The following is an 18,936-nucleotide window of genomic DNA, read 5'->3' on the forward strand; positions in this document are numbered from 1 at the left end:
CCGCAATGGTAGGAGCGGGCTTGCCCCGCGATGCCCCTGCCCGAAAACCGCCCTTCCCCCTGCTCCCTCTCAAGTAAATTGCTTGCCGGTCGAAACAGCTGGCACAATGCAATCACATGCAAAGCATTTGTATTTACCCGGGAGAAGTAGCGTGAAATATGCGTCACAGGGACTCGCGCTGGCAACTGCCATCGCACTTGGGTCGATAGCAGGCTGTGCAACTGAAACCTCCAGATCCGTCGCCGTACAGCAGGTCGAAAGCGTCAACCGCCCCTACAGCGGCCTGCGCACCCCCATCGCCGTAGGTAAGTTCGACAACCGCTCCAGTTACATGCGCGGCATCTTCTCCGACGGCGTCGACCGGCTCGGCGGTCAAGCCAAGACCATCCTGATCACGCACCTGCAGCAGACCAACCGGTTCAACGTGCTGGACCGCGACAACATGGGCGAGATCCAACAAGAAGCTACTATCAAGGGCCAGGCTCAGCGCCTCAAGGGTGCCGACTTCGTCGTGACCGGCGACGTGACCGAGTTCGGTCGCAAGGAAGTAGGTGACCATCAGCTGTTCGGCATTCTCGGCCGCGGTAAAACCCAAGTCGCCTACGCCAAGGTCGCACTGAACATCGTCAACATCAGCACCTCCGAAGTGGTCTACTCGAGTCAGGGTGCCGGTGAGTTTGCCCTGTCCAACCGCGAAGTCATCGGCTTCGGCGGTACTGCCAGCTACGACTCCACCCTCAACGGCAAGGTCCTCGACCTGGCCATGCGCGAAGCAGTCAACAAACTGGTCGGCGCCGTGGAAAGCGGTGCCTGGAAACCTGCCAACCAGTAAGAAACCTCAGTTCACAAGGACGAACACAGAATGAGCAGCGCAACTTTTGCCTGGCGTACGGCCGTCGGCATCCTGCTGGGCAGCGTCTTGCTGACCGGCTGCAACACACAGAAGCCCCTGTACCAGTGGGAGAGCTATCAGCCCCAGGTATATCAGTACTTCAAAGGGGAATCGAAGGAAGCCCAAGCGGAGGCACTTGAGCGCGACCTGCAGAAGATCCGCGCCAAGAGCGGTGCGGTACCGCCGGGCTACCACGCCCAGCTTGGCCTGCTCTACTCGAGCCTGGGCAAGGATGATCAGATGATTCAGCAGTTCCAGACCGAGAAGACCCTGTTCCCGGAATCGAGCGCGTACATGGACTTCTTGATGAAAAACGCACGGCAAGGAGCTAAACAGTGATCAATCGTGTTCTCAAACTGGTTGTCGGTGCATGCATCCTGTCGCTGCTCGCCGGCTGCGCCGAACGCAGGACCATCGACTACTCGGCGTTCAAGCAAGCTCGCCCGCGCTCGATCCTGATCCTGCCACCGCTGAACGAATCGCCGGATGTGAAGGCCAGCTACAGCATGCTTTCGCAGGTCACCTATCCGCTGGCTGAGGCTGGCTACTACGTGCTGCCGGTGGCGTTGGTCGACGAGACTTTTCGCCAGAACGGCCTGAGCACGCCGGGTGATATTTACCAGTTGCCTACAAACAAGCTCAATGAGATCTTCGGTGCAGACGCAGGGCTGTACGTGACTGTCAGCGACTACGGCACCCGCTATATGGTGATCAGCAGCGCTTCGATCGTGACCGCCAGCGCCAAGCTGGTCGACCTCAAGAGCGGCACCACCCTATGGACCGGCACCGCCACGGCCTCCAGTGAAGAAGGCAACAGCAACAGCGGCGGCCTGATCGGCATGCTGATCACCGCAGCGGTCAAGCAGATCATCAACAGCACACGGGATGATGCCAGCTATCCGATTGCTGGCATGACCGGCGCACGTCTGCTGACGCCCTACCAGAACGGCGGCATCCTCTACGGGCCTCGCTCGCCGAAATACGGCACAGACTGATAAAAAGAAACGGGCCGCTTGATGCGGCCCGTTTTCATTCAGATCCCGTACTGCGCGCGGTAGGCTTCTACCGCCGGCAAGTGCTGCTTGAGCGCCGGATCGTCAGCGAGGAACTCCAGCACCTGGGTCAGCGAAACGATGCTGACCACCGGAATACCGAAGTCGCGCTCGACTTCCTGGATCGCCGACAGCTCGCCGTTGCCGCGCTCCTGGCGGTTCAGCGCAATCAGTACGCCGGCAGCCTTGGCCTGCTGGCCCTGGATAATATGCATGACTTCACGGATCGCGGTGCCCGCGGTGATCACGTCGTCGATGATCAGCACGTCGCCGGTCAGCGGTGCGCCGACCAGGCTGCCACCTTCGCCGTGTGCCTTGGCTTCTTTACGGTTGAAGCACCATGGCAGGTCGAGGTCATGATGCTCGGCCAGGGCCACGGCAGTGGCTGCCGCCAGGGGAATGCCCTTGTAGGCCGGACCGAACAGCACGTCGAACGGAATCTTGCTGTCGACGATCGCCGCCGCATAGAAACGCCCGAGCTGAGCCAGGGCCGAGCCACTGTTGAACAGGCCGGCATTGAAGAAATACGGGCTGGTGCGCCCGGACTTGAGGGTGAATTCACCGAAGCGCAGAACCCCGCGGTCGATGGCAAAACGAATGAAGTCGCGCTGATACGGCTGCATGAAGAGTCCCGGATACCACGGATTTAGCTAATTGAGTACAGCTCGGGTATCATACACGCACGAGATTTTTGGGGCCATTTATGCGGATCATCAGTGTGAACGTTAATGGCATTCAGGCTGCAGTCGAGCGTGGTTTGCTCAGCTGGCTACAAGCCCAGAATGCCGACGTCATCTGCCTTCAGGATACCCGCGCCTCGGCCTTTGAACTCGACGACCCAGCTTTCCAGCTTGATGGCTACTTCCTTTATGCCTGCGACGCAGAAGTTCCCGCCCAAGGCGGCGTGGCACTTTATTCGCGGTTGCAGCCCAAGGCAGTCATCAGCGGCCTGGGCTTCGAGACAGCCGACCGCTACGGACGTTACCTGCAGGCCGATTTCGACAAGGTAAGCATCGCAACGCTGCTGCTGCCTTCGGGAATGAACGGCGACGAAGACTTAAACCAGAAATTCAAGTTGATGGACGACTTCGCCAAATACCTGGACAAGCAGCGACGCAAACGTCGCGAGTACATCTATTGCGGCTCGTTGTACGTGGCGCAGCAGAAGCTCGACGTCAAGAACTGGCGCGATGGCCAGCAGTCGCCAGGCTTTCTGGCACCTGAACGTGCCTGGTTGGATGAAGTCGTCGGCAACATGGGTTATGTCGATGCCCTGCGCGAAGTCAGCCGTGAAGGCGACCAGTACAGCTGGTGGCCGGACAACGAGCAGGCCGAGATGCTCAACCTGGGCTGGCGTTTCGACTACCAACTGCTGACCCCGGGCTTGCGTCGCTTCGTGCGTAGCGCGCGCCTGCCGCGTCAACCGCGCTTCTCCCAGCACGCGCCACTGATCGTGGACTACGACTGGACGCTGACGATCTGATTCGTTCAGCCACAAAAAAAACGACATCGCGTCGGTTTTTTTGTGGCCGACGTTTCAGCGTGCAGAGGAGAGTTTGATCAACGCAAGGCCTACGAATAGCCACGCCGAGCCAATAATCACCAACCAAGCAGCAACTACCATGCGACGCTTAAGCGATATCGGGAAATTACGTATCTCGTCAGCATCCAATAACCCTCTTCGAATTCCGATGTTCGGGCAAAGCATGGCAACACACATTGTATTGACCAAGTAGTAGCGTGATTTAAAGCTGGTCGTTCCCCAGATGAGTATCTGCTGTTGCAGCCAAGGACACCTGGGTAAGGCCATAAGCATTGAGGTGAAGTCCCGACTGCAAGCGATGAAACAGGCAGTTGCCACCCCAGACATCGCAATCACAAAAGGAGTAAACAAAAAGACTACCCGTAGGCCAGGATGCCAAGAAAAATAGAAGTCGCCACTCATTGTCCAGTCCAGTTGTAGAGCTCCTCCCCTATGAGTTCCCCACCGTAGCTGCCACCCACTCCTCCGGCGACCGAGCCTCCGCCGACAAGGACGATTCCACAAACAGCCCCACCAAGTCCTCCTGTAAAAGCTGCCGCCACGCCACACGTAAGATATGCAGCGTATCCCCCCAAAGCGACTCCAGCCATACCTCCCCCTATTCCACCGGAAAAGCTTCCAGCCTCGGTAAATCGAACCCTTCTACACGCTTCTGTTTCCCCGGCACGGCACACCTCCTGCACTTTAAGCAGCGATGCACCACCACCTAACGCAATCCCGACGCTCCCTCCGTATTTGAGGTACTTCGCCGTCTTGGCCACCTTATCCATATGCGTGGCATAACCCGGAATCTCACCCGGCGCACCGGCGCGACTCCAATGATGCACCAGGCTTTTGGTCGAAATGCCCAGATCACGACGCAACGAGTCGTAACTGCCCAGGTTCAACGGCTTGTTGAGAAATGCGCCTTTCAACTGCCCGTCCAGCTGGCGGTACAGCTGCTGGCGTGAAGCAAAGAACTCCTCACTTTTCAGGTGCCCATGGGTACTGAATGCCCTTAGGTACAGCTGCTCAAGCGCGCGCAAGCTGCCTTCGACTTGCTTCAGTCCCTGGCTCAACATGTCCTTAGCAATGCCAATCGCCTGACTGGCACCACTAAGCAACCCGGCAATCTCGCCCTGGTAGCGGACCATGAAATTGGCCTCGTCCTCATTGAGCTGCATCAGCGCCTCGCGGACCTGAGCGGCAGCGGCCATCAGTTGGGCCTCCTCCCGCGTGCAAGCCGTACCGTTGTCCGGATCGCCGATAACGAAGATTTCGCCCGCCTTGAAACCCTGGGCAAAGGTGGGGTTGAGCCGCTGCAGGCGAGTCGACAGGTAGCGGGTATCGAGCCCCAGTTCGGCCAGCACCTGCTGAACGGACATGCTGCGCGGCACTACATAGAAGCCAGGTTCCAGCGTCCCGGGGGCTGCAGACATGCCTGGCGCGGCGCGGACCGCAGGCGCGAAGCGGGAAGTGTCCGAGGTGGGCGAAGCCGCCGCCCCGCGATTGGCAGCTTGAGCAGATCGGGACGCCGCCGGTCCGCCCGGTCCGATCCATTCCCCCAAGGGGGCAACCAGCCGATTGGTGCCGGGCGGGCAGCCGCAGAGTACTATCATGCCGTCCACTGCCACCGGGATACCATAGAAGGTGAAGCGTGAATCCCCTTCGATTATTTTTCCGGACTTACCGCATTTCGGGCAAAGCGTAGTGACATCCCCCTTGCGCAGGATGCCACGCCGGCAATGTGCAGCCTGCGGCAGGCTGCTCAGGCAGGTTGCACCGGTGCTGGTCTTGTCGCCGTGAAGCCCCTCACCCCGGCCGAACATGTTGGAGCGCATGCCCATGCTTCACCCCACGACCGTCAGGAAGTCGTCAAACATCGGCACTCCGCCCGCACGGGGGCTGAAGGAGGTGGCAGGGTGATCGTTCCGTGTAGACATGTACTGATTCCTTGGGCAAGTGAAGCCCGGAACCTAGCACGGCATTTACAGCAAAAAACTCAGTAGAAGACGATACAGAAACGTCCTACTACATGTGCGGATTTCCTTGTCAGACCCGACGTTCTTTTGCAGGAAAAATCTCGGTCTAAAACGAACACGCAGTGTCTGACGGCCAAAATGCAGACATGAAAAAGGCGAGCTTGAGGCTCGCCTTTTTCTTCAACCCTTGAAGGAATCAGTGGGAGCGGGCTAGCCCCGCGATACGATGGGGCAGACAGCCCGCAATCGCGGGGCAAGCCCGCTCCTACCTGATCGGCCGCCAGGTCAGCGGGTAACGATAAGGCTGCCCGTCATTGGCCTTGACCCCGGCAATGATGGTCAGCACCAAGACGGCAACCATCAACATGCCAAACAACACGATCCCTACCAGCACGAACATCAGCGCAAAGCAGATGATCGAGGCCAGGAACACGGTGAGCTGAAAATTCAGCGCTTCCTTGCCCTGGGCATCGACAAACGGGTCCAGGTCCTTTTTCCAGACCCACATCACCAATGGACCCAGCAGGTTGCCAAAAGGCACGACCAGCCCCAGCAGGGCGGCCAGGTGACAGAACATCGCCCACTGACGAATCTCGGCATTGGGGGTGGGCAACTGCAACGGTTGCTCTGTCATATTCTGCTCCTTGCCGTGTCGAAATCAGTCAGCCAGCGAGGCTTTCTGCAGTTCGATCAGATCGACCATGCCTTTTTGCGCCAGCGCCAGCATGGCGTTGAGCTCTTCCGGCTGGAACGGCGCGCCTTCGGCAGTGCCCTGGACTTCGATGAAGCCACCCTGACTGGTCATGACCACGTTGAGGTCGGTCTCGGCAGCCGAGTCTTCCAGGTAGTCCAGATCGAGCACGGCTTCGCCCTGGTACATGCCAACCGAAACGGCAGCGATCATGTGCTTGAGCGGGTCGCCGCCTTTCAGGCCGCCACGCTTCTTGACCACGCACAGGGCATCAACCAGGGCAACCATGGCACCGGTGATCGATGCGGTGCGGGTGCCGCCATCGGCCTGGATCACGTCGCAGTCGACGTACAGGGTGATGTCACCGAGCTTGCTCATGTCCAGGGCGGCACGCAGCGAACGGCCGATCAGGCGCTGGATTTCGAGGGTACGACCACCCTGCTTGCCACGCGCGGCTTCACGCTGGTTGCGCTCGCCGGTGGAGCGCGGCAGCATGCCGTACTCAGCGGTCAGCCAGCCCTGGCCCTGGCCTTTGAGGAAGCGCGGCACGCCGTTCTCGACGCTGACCGTGCAGACGACTTTGGTGTCACCGAACTCGACCAGTACTGATCCCTCGGCGTGTTTGGTGTAGTTGCGGGTGATGCGGATCGAGCGGAGCTGATCGGCAGCGCGACCACTTGGACGTTTCATTTGGGATACCTGTACTGGGTTTGAATCTGCCCAGCATTATAGAGCGCACCGGGCCTTGAGGACACGTCTATTGTCGCAGTCCCCGAAACAGAGGGCCCAGAGGCGTTGGTCGGTTTTTTCCGGGCGTTGTCTGAGTGTTTGTAACATCAGTGCATTGGGAGCCAGCGCCGCACTGCGCTACAATCTTGCGCCTTTGCAGCCGGTTGGCTTTCCCTTGACCCTTTTTTGCGAGGTACTTCCCATGGTGCACAGCATGACCGCTTTTGCTCGTGTCGAGCGCGCCGGTAGCCAGGGCACCCTGGTCTGGGAACTACGCTCGGTCAACCACCGCTATCTGGAGCCCCACCTGCGTCTACCTGAAGCGCTGCGCGACCTCGAAGGTGCGGTGCGTGAAGCCCTGCGTCAGGGCTTGTCGCGCGGCAAGGTCGAATGCACCTTGCGCTTCAATGAAGAAAACGCCGGCAAGCCCTTGCAGGTCGACCGTGAGCGCGCCGCGCAACTGGTCGCTGCCGCCGAGACCGTGGCCAGCCTGATCAAGCAGCCGGCGCCGCTGAATCCGCTGGAGGTGCTGGCCTGGCCTGGCGTGCTGGTCGCTGACGCCAGCGACCCACAAGCCCTGAACAACGAAGCGATGAACCTGTTCGAAGAAGCCCTCAAGGAGCTCAAGAATGGCCGCAATCGCGAAGGCGCCGAGCTGGCCCGCCTGATCAACGAGCGCCTGGACAGCATGGCCAGCGAAGTCACCACCCTGCGCACCCTGGTGCCGCAGATGCTCGCAGCCCAGCGCCAGAAAATTTTCGACCGCTTCACCGACCTGCAAGCCGAGCTCGACCCGCAGCGCCTGGAACAGGAAATGGTCCTGCTGGCGCAAAAGAGCGATGTCGCTGAAGAGCTCGACCGTCTGAGCACCCACATCACCGAAGTACGCCGGGTGCTCAAGTCCGGCGGCGCTGCTGGCCGGCGCCTGGACTTCCTGATGCAGGAGCTCAATCGCGAAGCCAACACCCTGGGCTCCAAAGCCTTCGACCCACGCAGCACCCAGTCCGCGGTCAACCTCAAGGTACTGATCGAACAGATGCGTGAACAAGTACAGAACATTGAGTAAGGCCACCCCGACCATGAATCACAGCAGCGGCACCCTTTATATCGTTTCCGCCCCGTCCGGCGCCGGCAAGACCAGCCTGGTCAAGGCGCTGATCGACGCCGACAACAGCATCCAGGTGTCGGTCTCGCACACCACCCGGGCCATGCGCCCAGGCGAAGCGCACGGCGTGAACTACCACTTCGTCGGGCATACCGAATTCAAACTGATGATCGAGCAAGGCGACTTCCTCGAGCAGGCCGAGGTCTTCGGTAACTTCTATGGGACTTCCCGCAGCGCACTGCAGCAGACCCTCGATCAGGGCCACGACCTGATCCTGGAAATCGACTGGCAAGGTGCCCAGCAGGTGCGCAAGCTGATGCCTGAGGCGCGTTCGATCTTCATCCTGCCGCCGACCCAGGAGGCCCTGCGTCAGCGCCTGACCAACCGTGGCCAGGACAGCGACGAGATCATCGAGGGACGGATGCGCGAAGCGGTCAGCGAGATGAGTCACTACGACGAGTATGACTTCGTCATCATCAACGATGACTTCGCCACTGCGCTGGAAGACCTCAAGGCGGTGTTCCGCGCCAACCGCCTGCTGCAGGCTAACCAGCAGCAGCGCCATGGCCAGTTGCTCAAACAATTGCTTGCCTGAGCAACCGGTAGCTCCGGCCGCTTAGCGGCGGCTGGAGACGGTAGCGTGACGTTGCAGGGTCATGCCCAGGAAGAACGCCGGCGCCCGCAGGCGTGACAGCATCATCAGCCCCAGCCCCAGCAGTGTGATGATCATTGCGATCACGAACACCAAGCCCAAACCGCCGACATGCGAACCGCTGCCGAACGATGGCGAAGCGCTGTCGTAGGCCGTCTGCAGGAAGATCACCGAGAGGATACCGCCACCGAGCAGCGGACACAGGCCACGCATCAGGAAGTGGCGCACGCTGTCGAACAGGCTGTGGCGGAAGTACCAGACACAGGCAAAAGCGGTCAGCGAGTAGTAGAAGCAGATCATCATGCCCAGGGCGGTGATGGTGTCGGCCAGCACGTTCTCGCTCAGGGTACGCATGGTGACGTAGAACACACCTGCGGCCACACCGGCACAGATCGTCGCGTAACGCGGGGTTTGCGAGCGTGGGCAGATGTTGGCGAAGCGCTCCGGTACCGCGCCGTAGTAACCCATGGCCAGCAAGGTGCGCGCTGGCGCCACAAAAGTCGACTGCAGCGAGGCAGCGGTGCTGGCCAATACCGCGATCGACATCAGGATCGCCAGCGGCCCCATGACTGGACCGGCCAGGTGGGCAAAGACGTTTTCCTGGATACGCGGGTTGTTAAGGCCCAGGCCAACATCACCGATACCGGCAAACTGCAGCGTGGCAATCGCCGTAACCAGGTACAACCCAAGAATCAGCAGCACCGTCAGGGTCGCTGCCCGGCCGGGGGTGTCACCGCTGCCCACGGACTCTTCACTGATGCTCAGGCACACGTCCCAGCCCCAGAAGATGAAGATCGACAACGACAGGCCAGCGGCAAACGCCGAGAAGGATTCGACGCCAAATGGGTTGAACCAGTCAAAATCGAACTCCAGCGGCGGCATCGGTGCCGACTCGCCAAACGCGGCCATGGCAAAGCCCACCAGCACCACCAGTTGCAACGCCACCAAGGCGTACTGCACGGTCATGGTCGTGGCGATCCCGCGACAGCAGATCCACACCGCCATGGCGATGAACACGCAACAGGTGACGACGTTGATCAGCAGGTTGTCAGCCAGCGCTGCCACCTCGTGGTTGCCGGATATCTGCCCGAGGAACAGGTAGAAGAAGTCGACTGCCACCCCCGCGAGGTTGGACAGCACAATAGTGGTGGCCGTGACCAACCCCCAACCGCCGATCCAGCCAATCATCGGGCCAAACGCCCGCGCCGACCAGGTAAAGGAGGTGCCGCTGTCAGGTTCCGCCGAGTTCAGCTCGCGGTAGCCCAGGGCCACCAGCAGCATCGGCAGAAAGCCGACAATGAACACAGCCGGCAGATGGGCACCGACTTCACGCACGGTTGGGCCGAGGGCGCCGGTGAGGGTGTAGACCGGTGCAATGGTGGAGATGCCCAGCACAATGCTCGCCAGCAGCCCAAGCCGGCCCTTGGCCAGCCCCTTGGATGCTTTCGATGTACCGTTTTCCTGGGTGCGAGCCTGTCCCATACCTGGAGACAGGCCTGCTTCGTATTCGCTCATGAGTAGTTGCCGCCGCTTTTACTATTGTTTTTCAGGACGCCTTGCAGCGCGTCCGCTTGCACTCATTGAAACCTGTAGTCTGTTGGTTCAGTTCCGGATCAGCCGGATGACCTCATAGGGCCTTCTCCCGGTGACGCTCGCCCCTTGCACGGGCCAGGCATGCCTGACGAAACGCCTGGAACAGACGCAACGAAACCGGGTTGTCGGCCAAGCGGTATTCGGGGTGCCATTGCACACCGACCACAAAGCCCGGGGAGTCCTCCATGGACACCGCTTCGATCAATCCGTCCGGCGCCAGGGCCTCGGCACGCAGGCCGCCAGCCAGGCGATTGATGCCCTGGCTGTGCAGCGAATTGACCATGAAGCGCTGCTCCAGCCCCAGCCGCTCGAACAACCCGCCGGACTGCACGGTTACGCTATGGCGGGGGCTGTATTGCTCTTCCAGTGGCGCGTCCTGCGGCTCGCGGTGATCGAGGAAACCTGGCAGCTCATACACCCGCTGGTGCAGCGTGCCGCCCAAGGCAACGTTTAATTCCTGGAATCCACGGCAGATGCAGAACACCGGCACACCGGTGACAATGGCGGCTTGCAACAACGGCAGGGTCAGCCGGTCGCGAAACACATCGTGCTTCGTACCTTCCACGCTGGGAGCGCCATTGTAATGATGCGGCTCGACATTTGAAGGCGAACCGGTAAAAAGAATGCCATCGAGGCGTTCCAGCACGCGCTGCGGGTCACCCGGCTCGGCACGTGCGGGAAGAATCAGAGGGATCCCGGCGAAACCTGCCGCTTCGACATACTTGTCGCCGACAGTGTGCGACGAGTTGTTACCCAACTGCTGACGGCAGGCGGAAACGCCAATCAAAGGCGGCAGGCCAGTGGTAGTTTGCATGGGTTCACCCTCCCTTACAGCTTGATCCAGGTCGCCTTGAGTTCGGTGTATTTGTCAAAAGCGTGCAACGACTTGTCTCGACCATTGCCCGACTGCTTGAAACCGCCAAATGGCGCGGTCATGTCGCCGCCGTCGTACTGGTTGACCCAGACGCTGCCAGCGCGCAGGGCGCGGGCGGTCTTGTGGGCACGGGAAATGTCGTTGGTCCAGACCGCTGCGGCCAGGCCGAATGGCGAATCGTTGGCAATGGTCACCGCCTCTTCGGCACTGTCGAAGGTGATCACCGAAAGCACTGGCCCGAAGATCTCTTCGCGAGCGATACGCATGGCGTTGGTCACGCCATCGAAGATCGCCGGCTGCAGGTAAACGCCGCAGGTGTCTTCCAGCACGCGCTCACCACCGGTCAACAATGTGGCGCCATCCGCCTTGCCGGCCTCGATATAGCCGAGCACGGTATCCAGCTGGGTGTTGTCCACCAGGGCGCCGACTCGCGTCTCGGGGTCCAAAGCGTGACCCGGCTTCCAGGCTTTGAGGGCCTCGACCACCATGGGAAGGAAGCGATCCTTGATGCTGCGCTCAACCAGCAGGCGCGAACCGGCAATGCACACCTCGCCCTGGTTGAAGGCAATCGCCGCCGCTGCCGCATCGGCGGCCGCCTGCAGGTCAGGGGCGTCCGCAAAGACGATGTTCGGACTCTTGCCTCCGGCCTCAAGCCAGACCCGCTTCATATTCGACTCACCGGCATAGACCATCAGTTGCTTGGCAATGCGCGTAGATCCGGTGAACACCAGGGTGTCCACATCCATATGCAGGGCCAGGGCCTTGCCGACGGTGTGGCCGTATCCAGGCAGCACGTTCAGGACACCGGCCGGGATACCGGCTTCAAGCGCCAACTGCGCGATACGGATCGCGGTCAGCGGTGATTTTTCGGACGGCTTGAGGATCACCGAGTTACCGGTGGCCAGGGCCGGGCCGAGTTTCCAACAGGCCATCATCAGTGGGAAGTTCCACGGAACAATGGCCGCAACCACGCCGACCGGCTCGCGGGTGACCAGACCCAGCTGGTCGGACGCGGTTGCAGCAACTTCGTCATAAATCTTGTCGATGGCTTCGGCGTGCCAGCGGATGGCATTGGCCGCAGCCGGAATATCGATGCTCAGGGCGTCGGCAATGGGCTTGCCCATGTCCAGGGTTTCCAGCAGTGCCAGCTCCTGGGCGTTGGCCAGCAGCAAGTCGGCAAAAGCAATCAGCACCCGCTTGCGTTGCGCCGGTGCCTGCAATGCCCAGACGCCACTGTCAAAGCTGCGGCGTGCCGCGGCCACGGCACGCTCGGCGTCGGCGCTGTCGCAACTGGCGATCTGCGCCAGCTGGCGGCCATCGACCGGGCTCGAACAAGCGAAAGTGTCACCAGCGACACTGGTGCAATACTGCCCGTCGATAAAGGCACGGCCTTCGATCTTCAGAGTCTGGAACAGCTGTTCCCAGTGTTCACGTGGTGCAATTGTCATTGTTGTTTTCTCCGGGCATCACACGGTATGCAGGTACCAGTTGTACTCGAGGTCGGAAATCGACACCTCGAACTCAGCCATTTCGCTTTCCTTGCAGGCGACAAAAATGTCGATGTAGTCCGGGCTGATGTATTTGTTCAGCACTTCGCTGTCATCGAGTTCACGCAACGCATCGCGCAGGTTGTTCGGCAGGCTCTGTTCCAGCTGCTCGTAGGAGTTGCCTTCAATGGGCGCTCCCGGCTCGATCTGGTTGGTCAGGCCGTGGTGGATGCCAGCCAGAATCGCCGCCATCATCAGGTACGGGTTGGCATCGGCGCCGGCCACGCGGTGTTCGATACGCACTGCATCGCTGCTGCCGGTCGGCACGCGGACCGCCACTGTGCGGTTGTCCAGACCCCAGCTTGGTGCGTTCGGCACATAGAACTGGGCACCGAAGCGGCGGTAGGAGTTGATGTTCGGGCACAGGAAGGCCATCGATGCCGGCATGGTCTCCAGCACACCACCAATGGCGTGTCGCAGGGTCTGGCTCTGCTCGGGGTCATCACTGGTGAAGATGTTCTTGCCGGTTTTCTTGTCCAGCAACGAGATATGCACATGCAGACCGTTGCCCGCCTGGCCCGGATAGGGCTTGGCCATGAAGGTCGAATCCATCTCATGGTCGTAGGCGATGTTCTTGATCAGGCGCTTGAGCAGCACCGCGTAGTCACAGGCCTTGATCGCGTCGGCGACGTGATGCATGTTGACCTCGAACTGCGCAGGCGCGCTTTCCTTGACGATGGCATCGGCGGGGATGCCCTGCTCTTTCGCCGCTTCGAGCATGTCCTGCAGGCAGTCGACGTACTCGTCCAAGTCGTCGATCAGGTACACCTGAGTCGACTGCGGGCGTTTGCCTGAGATCGGCGAACGCGGTGGCTGCGGGCGGCCGTTGAGGTTGTCCTGGTCGATCAGGTAGAACTCCAGCTCGAACGCCGCGCAGATATCCAGACCCAACGCGTCGAATTTCGCCACCACACCACGCAGCACTTCCCGCGGGTCAGCGAAGAACGGCACGCCGTCCAGTTCGTGCATGGTCATCAGCAACTGGGCGGTAGGACGCTTCTGCCAGGGTTCGTAGCTCAGGGTACCGGGGATCGGGAAACAGATGCGGTCGGCATCGCCGATGTCCAGGCCCAGGCCGGTGCTTTCCACGGTGGAACCGTTGATGTCGAGGGCGAACAGCGATGCCGGCAGATTGATGCCTTTTTCGTACACCTTGACCAGGCTCGCACGCTCGATGCGCTTGCCGCGTACCACGCCGTTCATGTCTGCAATCAATAGATCGACAAATTGCACCTCAGGGTGGGCCTGGAGAAATTCACCCATCTCGTCGAGAGGGATGGCGCGCGGGGAGACCGACGTCATGGCTAGGCATCCTTTGATTTTTTATCGAACGACTGTGGAGGAGGTACTGCGGCGCTACCGGGAGCGGCGATGGTTTCGTTTGTTCTTTTAAGTAGTCCCATCGTGGGGAACTGCAGAACGTTGTCATATAGGACTCACGTTCCACATACTGACAACGTCGCGAGTTGATTCACGACTGCTGCCTCACTATAGAATGGCCTCAGCGCAACAGACATTGGCATTTAGGCAAGCAAAGAGTGCACCCATGCAATATCAGATCAGTCACGCCGACCTCTCGCTGGTACTCGCCCTGGTACGCGGACGTTCACTGGCAAAAGCCGCAGAACTGCTGCGGGTTGATGTTTCGACGGTGTTCCGCTCGATTCGGCGCATGGAAGCTGCCCTCGGCACCGCGTTATTCGTAAAAAGCCGCAAGGGCTACATCCCCACCGGTACCGCCCAGGCCTTGGCCGAACAAGCCGAGCGCGCCGAACAGGCGCTGGATGCCGCACGGGTGGCGCTGGAGCACGGTGAACAAGTGGTCAGCGGTACCGTCCGCCTGACCTGCACCGATGCCGTGCTGCACAGCCTGTTGCTACCGGCACTGGCCGAGTTCATGCCGGCCTATCCGGCCCTGTCACTTGAACTGGCGACCTCCAACACCTTCGCCAACCTGAGCCGCCGCGACGCCGACCTAGCCCTGCGCCTGACCAACTCGCCCCCCGAACACCTGGTCGGTCGCTGTCTGGGCTCGGCCTCTTACGTGGTCTGTGGCCGCGAGGAATACCGCGAAAAGCTCAAGCAAGCCCCCGCCAGCCTGCCCTGGATCGCGCCGGATGACACCATGCAGGACCACTCTACCGTGGTCTGGCGCAGCGAGCACTTGCCCGGCGTCATGCCGCGCTATCGTTGCAGCAGTATCTCCGCGATTGCCCAACTGGTGACTGCAGGACTGGGCGTAGCGGCTCTGCCCGACTACATGGCCCACACCCTGCCGGACGTCGAGCCGTTGAGCGACGCACTGCCCGGTTGCGACACCGAACTCTGGCTGCTGACCCGCCCGGATTGCCGGGCGTTGCGTTCGGTGCAGACGTTGTTCGATGAGCTGACCCCGCGCCTGCGTGATGCCTTGGGTCGCCAATAAAATCGTCATCGCGGGGCAAGCCCGCTCCCACAGGCTTCTGTGGGGCTTGCCCCGCGATGCGTTTAAATCCGACAACACGACAAACAGTTGTGCCAGAGCCCCGGAAGTGGTTATCGTCAGAGCTATCAAGGACCCGAAATGAAATCAGCGCTTCCCTAAAGGCTGGTGATTTTTTAAACTATCGAGTCCGCTCGCCCATTCGGGCTGAACACCGCATTTGCTACTTGAGGAAGACCATGGCCCGCGTAACCGTTGAAGACTGCCTAGAACACGTGGATAACCGTTTTGAGCTGGTCATGCTCTCTACCAAGCGTGCCCGTCAGCTGGCCACCGGCGGCAAAGAGCCGAAAGTGGCATGGGAAAACGACAAACCTACCGTCGTTGCCCTGCGTGAAATCGCTGAAGGCATCTGCACCCCTGAATTCATCGCTGCCGAATCCATTGTCGAAGTCGAGCCTGCCTTTGCCTTCGGTAGCGAGGAAGAGGCCAACGAGGCCGTCTAAGCCTATGCCTGGTCGACGTAGTACGGCGCAGGTCCCCTTTCCTCGGCAGGAGGTAATCCTGTGCCGAGCATAGACGCCCTCGCCGATCGCCTGTCGACCTACCTCGGCGCTGACCAGGTCAACCTGGTGCGCCGAGCGTACTTCTACGCCGAACAAGCCCACGATGGCCAACGCCGTCGCAGCGGCGAAGCCTACGTCACGCACCCACTGGCGGTGGCAAGCATCCTTGCCGAAATGCACATGGACCATCAGAGCCTGATGGCCGCCATGCTCCATGACGTGATCGAAGACACCGGCATCGCCAAGGAAGCCCTCAGCTCGCAGTTTGGCGAGACCGTGGCCGAGCTGGTCGACGGGGTCAGCAAGCTGACCCAGATGAACTTCGAGACCAAGGCCGAGGCCCAGGCGGAAAACTTCCAGAAAATGGCCATGGCCATGGCCCGGGATATCCGCGTGATCCTGGTAAAACTGGCCGACCGCCTGCACAACATGCGCACGCTGGAGGTGCTGTCAGGCGAGAAACGCCGGCGCATCGCCAAAGAAACCCTGGAAATCTACGCCCCCATCGCCAACCGCCTGGGGATGCACAGTGTGCGCGTGGAATTCGAAGACCTGGGCTTCAAGGCCATGCACCCGATGCGCTCCGCGCGCATCTACCAGGCGGTCAAGCGTGCCCGCGGCAACCGCAAGGAAATCGTCAACAAGATCGAGGAGTCGCTAGCCCACTGCCTTGCTGTCGACGGTATCGAAGGCGACGTCAGCGGCCGGCAGAAACACCTCTATGGCATCTACAAGAAGATGCGCGGCAAGCGCCGGGCCTTCAACGAGATCATGGATGTCTATGCGTTTCGCATCATCGTCGACAAGGTAGACACCTGCTACCGCGTGCTCGGTGCCGTGCACAACCTGTACAAGCCGCTGCCTGGGCGCTTCAAGGACTACATCGCGATCCCCAAGGCCAACGGCTACCAGTCGCTGCACACCACCTTGTTCGGTATGCACGGCGTGCCCATCGAGATCCAGATTCGCACCCGCGAAATGGAAGAGATGGCCAATAACGGCATTGCCGCCCACTGGCTGTACAAGTCCAGCGACGACGAGCAACCCAAGGGCACCCATGCCCGCGCCCGCCAGTGGGTCAAAGGCGTGCTGGAAATGCAGCAACGTGCGGGCAACTCCCTGGAATTCATCGAAAGCGTGAAGATCGACCTGTTCCCGGACGAGGTCTACGTGTTCACGCCCAAAGGCCGCATCATGGAGCTACCCAAAGGCTCCACGGCGGTCGACTTCGCTTACGCGGTGCACACCGACGTCGGCAACAGCTGCATCGCCTGCCGGATCAATCGGCGCCTGGCGCCGCTGTCCGAGCCCCTGCAGAGCGGCTCGACGGTCGAGATCGTCAGCGCCCCGGGCGCTCGGCCGAACCCTGCCTGGCTCAATTTCGTCGTCACCGGCAAAGCCCGTACGCATATTCGCCATGCCCTCAAGCTGCAGCGCCGCTCCGAGTCCATCAGCCTCGGCGAACGCCTGCTGAACAAGGTGCTCAACGGCTTCGACAGCGCTCTGGACAAGATTTCCCAGGAGCGCATCCAGGCCATGCTCAGCGAGTACCGCCTGGAGCAGATCGAGGACATGCTCGAAGACATCGGCCTGGGCAATCGCATGGCCTATGTGGTTGCCCGCCGCCTGCTGTCCAGCGAGGGCGAGCAATTGCCGACCCCCGAAGGCCCGCTGGCGATCCGCGGCACCGAAGGCCTGGTGCTCAGCTATGCGAAATGCTGCACGCCGATCCCGGGCGATCCAATTGTCGGCCACCTGTCGGCCGGCAAGGGCATGGTCGTACACCTGGAGAACTGCCGAAACATCAGTGAAATCCGCCACAACCTGGAAAAGTGCGTGCAACTGTCCTGGGCCAAGGATGTCACCGGTGAGTTCAATGTCGAACTGCGCGTCGAGCTGGAGCACCAACGCGGCCTTATCGCCCTGCTGGCCAGCAGCGTCAACGCCGCCGACGGCAACATCGAGAAAATCAGCATGGACGAGCGCGATGGTCGCATCAGCGTGGTCCAACTGGTGGTCAGCGTACACGACCGCGTGCACTTGGCCCGTGTGATCAAGAAACTACGCGCCCTGACCGGGGTGATCCGCATCACCCGCATGCGCACGTAGCCCAATAACAGCAAGGAGTCATCATGACCAAGACCGTCATCACCAGTGACAAGGCCCCCGCCGCCATCGGCACTTACTCCCAGGCGATCAAGGCCGGTAATACGGTGTATATGTCCGGCCAGATCCCACTGGACCCGAAAACCATGGAACTGGTCGAAGGCTTCGAAGCCCAGACCGTTCAGGTCTTCGAAAACCTCAAGGCTGTTGCGCAAGCGGCTGGCGGTTCGCTCAAGGACATCGTCAAGCTGAACATCTTCCTGACTGACCTGAGCCACTTCGCCAAGGTCAACGAGATCATGGGCAAGTACTTCGAACAGCCTTACCCCGCGCGCGCCGCCATCGGTGTGGCCGCTCTGCCACGCGGTTCGCAAGTTGAAATGGACGCGATTCTGGTCCTCGAGTAATACCCCGCGCGGCGAGCCGCCCGGCTCGCCCTCGCACTGCCCCGGAAAGGACCCCGCCATGCGCCACGCGCTCGCCCTGACCCTCGCTGCCGCATTGCTGAGCGGATGCGCTAGCCACAAACCTGAAGACTACAACGGCATCTGGATCAACCAGAAAGCCATCGATACCGCCGCCAAAGGCGTCAGCCTGCGCCAGGCCCTGCAAGACAACGGCCCCAACTTCGAATGGAAGGTCAATGTCGCCGCCGGACAAGCCAGCTTCACCAATGGTTTTGAAATCGGCGAAGGCCAGCTCAAGGCCGGCGAGCAACAATACCAGGTGGAATTCACTGGCAACCACGTCGAAACCCTGGTCCTGGACGGTGACGAGCTGGTGCAGAACACCAGCCAGCGCGCTACGCAACAGAGTTTCGAGAAAGCCCGAACGCCCGCAGCGATGGGCGCTCGCACCGGCACCACGTTTGAACAGGCCCTGTACAGCGCCTACCTCGGTGGTGAATGGGAGATCATCGAAGGCCCAGGCCAGGGTGGCAGCGTGCACTTTGGCGACAATGGCAGTGTCGATGGCCTGCCCAACCTGGACCGCTACGCGCTGTGTCTGGCCGGTGACTGCGCCGACATGAGCGGCGCCAACGACAGCCTCTGGCTGGAACGCAATCGGCAAGGCGCGCCTTGGATCTTCAAGCGCGACGGCGATCAGCTGGAAATTCTGCGGGCCCTCAACAGTGCTCAACCTGATGAGAAGCCGCAACTGCAGCCTGGCGCTCGTCAGTGGCTGCTCGAGCGCGACTGATCT

20 protein-coding genes are annotated in these 18,936 nt (G+C 60.8%); 11 read left to right on the top strand and 9 right to left on the bottom strand.

What is annotated here, in order from left to right; genetic code table 11:
- Positions 1-151: 151 nt before the first annotated feature.
- Genes ACRESH_RS14475 through ACRESH_RS14485 form a run of 3 tightly spaced genes read left to right on the top strand, consistent with a single transcriptional unit; the run spans position 152 to position 1,887 of the window.
- Positions 152-832 (top strand): CsgG/HfaB family protein, encoded by a 681-nt coding sequence (locus tag ACRESH_RS14475; RefSeq protein WP_431742647.1) that lies wholly within the window; start codon positions 152-154, stop codon positions 830-832.
- A gap of 30 nt (positions 833-862) precedes the next feature.
- Positions 863-1,231 carry a DUF4810 domain-containing protein gene (locus tag ACRESH_RS14480; RefSeq protein WP_431742648.1) on the top strand — a complete coding sequence of 123 codons (369 nt, stop codon included), beginning with the start codon at positions 863-865 and terminating at the stop codon, positions 1,229-1,231.
- Positions 1,228-1,887: a DUF799 domain-containing protein gene (locus ACRESH_RS14485; protein ID WP_431742649.1), complete on the top strand. Its 660-nt coding sequence runs from the start codon at positions 1,228-1,230 to the stop codon at positions 1,885-1,887. Before ACRESH_RS14480 ends, ACRESH_RS14485 begins: the two co-directional genes overlap by 4 nt.
- Positions 1,888-1,925: 38 nt before the next feature.
- On the opposite strand, the gene pyrE is transcribed toward ACRESH_RS14485, so the two are convergent.
- Positions 1,926-2,567 carry an orotate phosphoribosyltransferase gene (gene pyrE, locus ACRESH_RS14490; RefSeq protein ID WP_431742650.1) on the bottom strand — a complete coding sequence of 214 codons (642 nt, stop codon included), beginning with the start codon at positions 2,565-2,567 and terminating at the stop codon, positions 1,926-1,928.
- An 80-nt stretch (positions 2,568-2,647) separates the two neighbouring features.
- On the opposite strand from pyrE, the gene ACRESH_RS14495 reads away from it, so the two are divergent.
- A complete protein-coding gene (locus ACRESH_RS14495; protein ID WP_431742651.1) occupies positions 2,648-3,427 on the top strand; it encodes a catabolite repression control protein Crc in 780 nt (259 codons plus the stop codon).
- Positions 3,428-3,481: 54 nt separating this feature from the next.
- Here the strand turns inward: ACRESH_RS14495 and ACRESH_RS14500 are convergent, their stop codons facing one another.
- The 4 genes from ACRESH_RS14500 to rph form a co-directional block, all read right to left on the bottom strand.
- Positions 3,482-3,889 carry a hypothetical protein gene (locus ACRESH_RS14500; RefSeq protein ID WP_431742652.1) on the bottom strand — a complete coding sequence of 136 codons (408 nt, stop codon included), beginning with the start codon at positions 3,887-3,889 and terminating at the stop codon, positions 3,482-3,484.
- Positions 3,886-5,313 (bottom strand): PAAR domain-containing protein, encoded by a 1,428-nt coding sequence (locus tag ACRESH_RS14505; protein ID WP_431742653.1) that lies wholly within the window; start codon positions 5,311-5,313, stop codon positions 3,886-3,888. Before ACRESH_RS14505 ends, ACRESH_RS14500 begins: the two co-directional genes overlap by 4 nt.
- A 400-nt stretch (positions 5,314-5,713) precedes the next feature.
- The gene (locus ACRESH_RS14510) at positions 5,714-6,082 is read right to left on the bottom strand and encodes a DUF4870 domain-containing protein (RefSeq protein WP_431742654.1); all 369 of its coding nucleotides are present in this window, start codon (positions 6,080-6,082) and stop codon (positions 5,714-5,716) included.
- A gap of 24 nt (positions 6,083-6,106) precedes the next feature.
- Positions 6,107-6,829 carry a ribonuclease PH gene (gene rph / locus ACRESH_RS14515; protein WP_431742655.1) on the bottom strand — a complete coding sequence of 241 codons (723 nt, stop codon included), beginning with the start codon at positions 6,827-6,829 and terminating at the stop codon, positions 6,107-6,109.
- Between the two features lie 241 nt (positions 6,830-7,070).
- On the opposite strand from rph, the gene ACRESH_RS14520 reads away from it, so the two are divergent.
- Positions 7,071-7,934: a YicC/YloC family endoribonuclease gene (locus ACRESH_RS14520; protein ID WP_431742656.1), complete on the top strand. Its 864-nt coding sequence runs from the start codon at positions 7,071-7,073 to the stop codon at positions 7,932-7,934.
- A 13-nt stretch (positions 7,935-7,947) separates the two neighbouring features.
- Complete coding sequence (gmk, locus tag ACRESH_RS14525) at positions 7,948-8,568, top strand: guanylate kinase (protein WP_431742657.1); 621 nt, start codon at positions 7,948-7,950, stop codon at positions 8,566-8,568.
- A gap of 21 nt (positions 8,569-8,589) precedes the next feature.
- Here gmk and ACRESH_RS14530 read toward each other — a convergent pair whose 3' ends face one another.
- The 4 genes from ACRESH_RS14530 to ACRESH_RS14545 form a co-directional block, all read right to left on the bottom strand.
- The gene (locus ACRESH_RS14530; RefSeq protein WP_431742658.1) at positions 8,590-10,140 is read right to left on the bottom strand and encodes an APC family permease; all 1,551 of its coding nucleotides are present in this window, start codon (positions 10,138-10,140) and stop codon (positions 8,590-8,592) included.
- A gap of 112 nt (positions 10,141-10,252) precedes the next feature.
- Positions 10,253-11,032, bottom strand: a complete 780-nt coding sequence (locus tag ACRESH_RS14535; protein ID WP_431742659.1) for a gamma-glutamyl-gamma-aminobutyrate hydrolase family protein — start codon at positions 11,030-11,032, stop codon at positions 10,253-10,255.
- 14 nt (positions 11,033-11,046) lie between these two features.
- Entirely contained in the window at positions 11,047-12,540 is a 1,494-nt protein-coding gene (locus tag ACRESH_RS14540) for an aldehyde dehydrogenase (protein ID WP_431742660.1), read from the bottom strand.
- Positions 12,541-12,558: 18 nt separating this feature from the next.
- Entirely contained in the window at positions 12,559-13,941 is a 1,383-nt protein-coding gene (locus tag ACRESH_RS14545) for a glutamine synthetase family protein (protein ID WP_431742661.1), read from the bottom strand.
- Positions 13,942-14,185: 244 nt separating this feature from the next.
- On the opposite strand from ACRESH_RS14545, the gene ACRESH_RS14550 reads away from it, so the two are divergent.
- The 5 genes from ACRESH_RS14550 (at position 14,186) to ACRESH_RS14570 (ending at position 18,933) form a co-directional block, all read left to right on the top strand.
- Positions 14,186-15,064, top strand: a complete 879-nt coding sequence (locus tag ACRESH_RS14550; protein ID WP_431742662.1) for a LysR family transcriptional regulator — start codon at positions 14,186-14,188, stop codon at positions 15,062-15,064.
- Positions 15,065-15,300: 236 nt separating this feature from the next.
- The gene (rpoZ, locus tag ACRESH_RS14555) at positions 15,301-15,567 is read left to right on the top strand and encodes a DNA-directed RNA polymerase subunit omega (RefSeq protein WP_028942466.1); all 267 of its coding nucleotides are present in this window, start codon (positions 15,301-15,303) and stop codon (positions 15,565-15,567) included.
- Positions 15,568-15,627: 60 nt separating this feature from the next.
- Entirely contained in the window at positions 15,628-17,736 is a 2,109-nt protein-coding gene (gene spoT / locus ACRESH_RS14560; RefSeq protein WP_431742663.1) for a bifunctional GTP diphosphokinase/guanosine-3',5'-bis pyrophosphate 3'-pyrophosphohydrolase, read from the top strand.
- 23 nt (positions 17,737-17,759) lie between these two features.
- The gene (locus ACRESH_RS14565) at positions 17,760-18,140 is read left to right on the top strand and encodes a RidA family protein (protein WP_431742664.1); all 381 of its coding nucleotides are present in this window, start codon (positions 17,760-17,762) and stop codon (positions 18,138-18,140) included.
- Positions 18,141-18,198: 58 nt separating this feature from the next.
- Positions 18,199-18,933, top strand: coding sequence for a hypothetical protein (locus ACRESH_RS14570; protein WP_431742665.1), 735 nt, complete (start codon positions 18,199-18,201; stop codon positions 18,931-18,933).
- Positions 18,934-18,936: the final 3 nt, after the last annotated feature.

This window comes from Pseudomonas sp. (assembly GCF_050739775.1).
Taxonomy (GTDB): Bacteria; Pseudomonadota; Gammaproteobacteria; order Pseudomonadales; family Pseudomonadaceae; genus Aquipseudomonas.

Bases quoted from the DNA above. Each gene is read 5' to 3' on its own strand.
- ACRESH_RS14480 (WP_431742648.1), top strand. From the start codon at position 863: ATGAGCAGCGCAACTTTTGCCTGGCGTACGGCCGTCGGCATCCTGCTG.
- pyrE (WP_431742650.1), bottom strand. From the start codon at position 2,567: ATGCAGCCGTATCAGCGCGACTTCATTCGTTTTGCCATCGACCGCGGG.
- ACRESH_RS14495 (WP_431742651.1), top strand. From the start codon at position 2,648: ATGCGGATCATCAGTGTGAACGTTAATGGCATTCAGGCTGCAGTCGAG.
- ACRESH_RS14500 (WP_431742652.1), bottom strand. From the start codon at position 3,889: ATGAGTGGCGACTTCTATTTTTCTTGGCATCCTGGCCTACGGGTAGTC.
- ACRESH_RS14505 (WP_431742653.1), bottom strand. From the start codon at position 5,313: ATGGGCATGCGCTCCAACATGTTCGGCCGGGGTGAGGGGCTTCACGGC.
- ACRESH_RS14510 (WP_431742654.1), bottom strand. From the start codon at position 6,082: ATGACAGAGCAACCGTTGCAGTTGCCCACCCCCAATGCCGAGATTCGT.
- rph (WP_431742655.1), bottom strand. From the start codon at position 6,829: ATGAAACGTCCAAGTGGTCGCGCTGCCGATCAGCTCCGCTCGATCCGC.
- ACRESH_RS14520 (WP_431742656.1), top strand. From the start codon at position 7,071: ATGGTGCACAGCATGACCGCTTTTGCTCGTGTCGAGCGCGCCGGTAGC.
- gmk (WP_431742657.1), top strand. From the start codon at position 7,948: ATGAATCACAGCAGCGGCACCCTTTATATCGTTTCCGCCCCGTCCGGC.
- ACRESH_RS14530 (WP_431742658.1), bottom strand. From the start codon at position 10,140: ATGAGCGAATACGAAGCAGGCCTGTCTCCAGGTATGGGACAGGCTCGC.
- ACRESH_RS14535 (WP_431742659.1), bottom strand. From the start codon at position 11,032: ATGCAAACTACCACTGGCCTGCCGCCTTTGATTGGCGTTTCCGCCTGC.
- ACRESH_RS14540 (WP_431742660.1), bottom strand. From the start codon at position 12,540: ATGACAATTGCACCACGTGAACACTGGGAACAGCTGTTCCAGACTCTG.
- ACRESH_RS14545 (WP_431742661.1), bottom strand. From the start codon at position 13,941: ATGACGTCGGTCTCCCCGCGCGCCATCCCTCTCGACGAGATGGGTGAA.
- ACRESH_RS14550 (WP_431742662.1), top strand. From the start codon at position 14,186: ATGCAATATCAGATCAGTCACGCCGACCTCTCGCTGGTACTCGCCCTG.
- rpoZ (WP_028942466.1), top strand. From the start codon at position 15,301: ATGGCCCGCGTAACCGTTGAAGACTGCCTAGAACACGTGGATAACCGT.
- ACRESH_RS14565 (WP_431742664.1), top strand. From the start codon at position 17,760: ATGACCAAGACCGTCATCACCAGTGACAAGGCCCCCGCCGCCATCGGC.
- ACRESH_RS14570 (WP_431742665.1), top strand. From the start codon at position 18,199: ATGCGCCACGCGCTCGCCCTGACCCTCGCTGCCGCATTGCTGAGCGGA.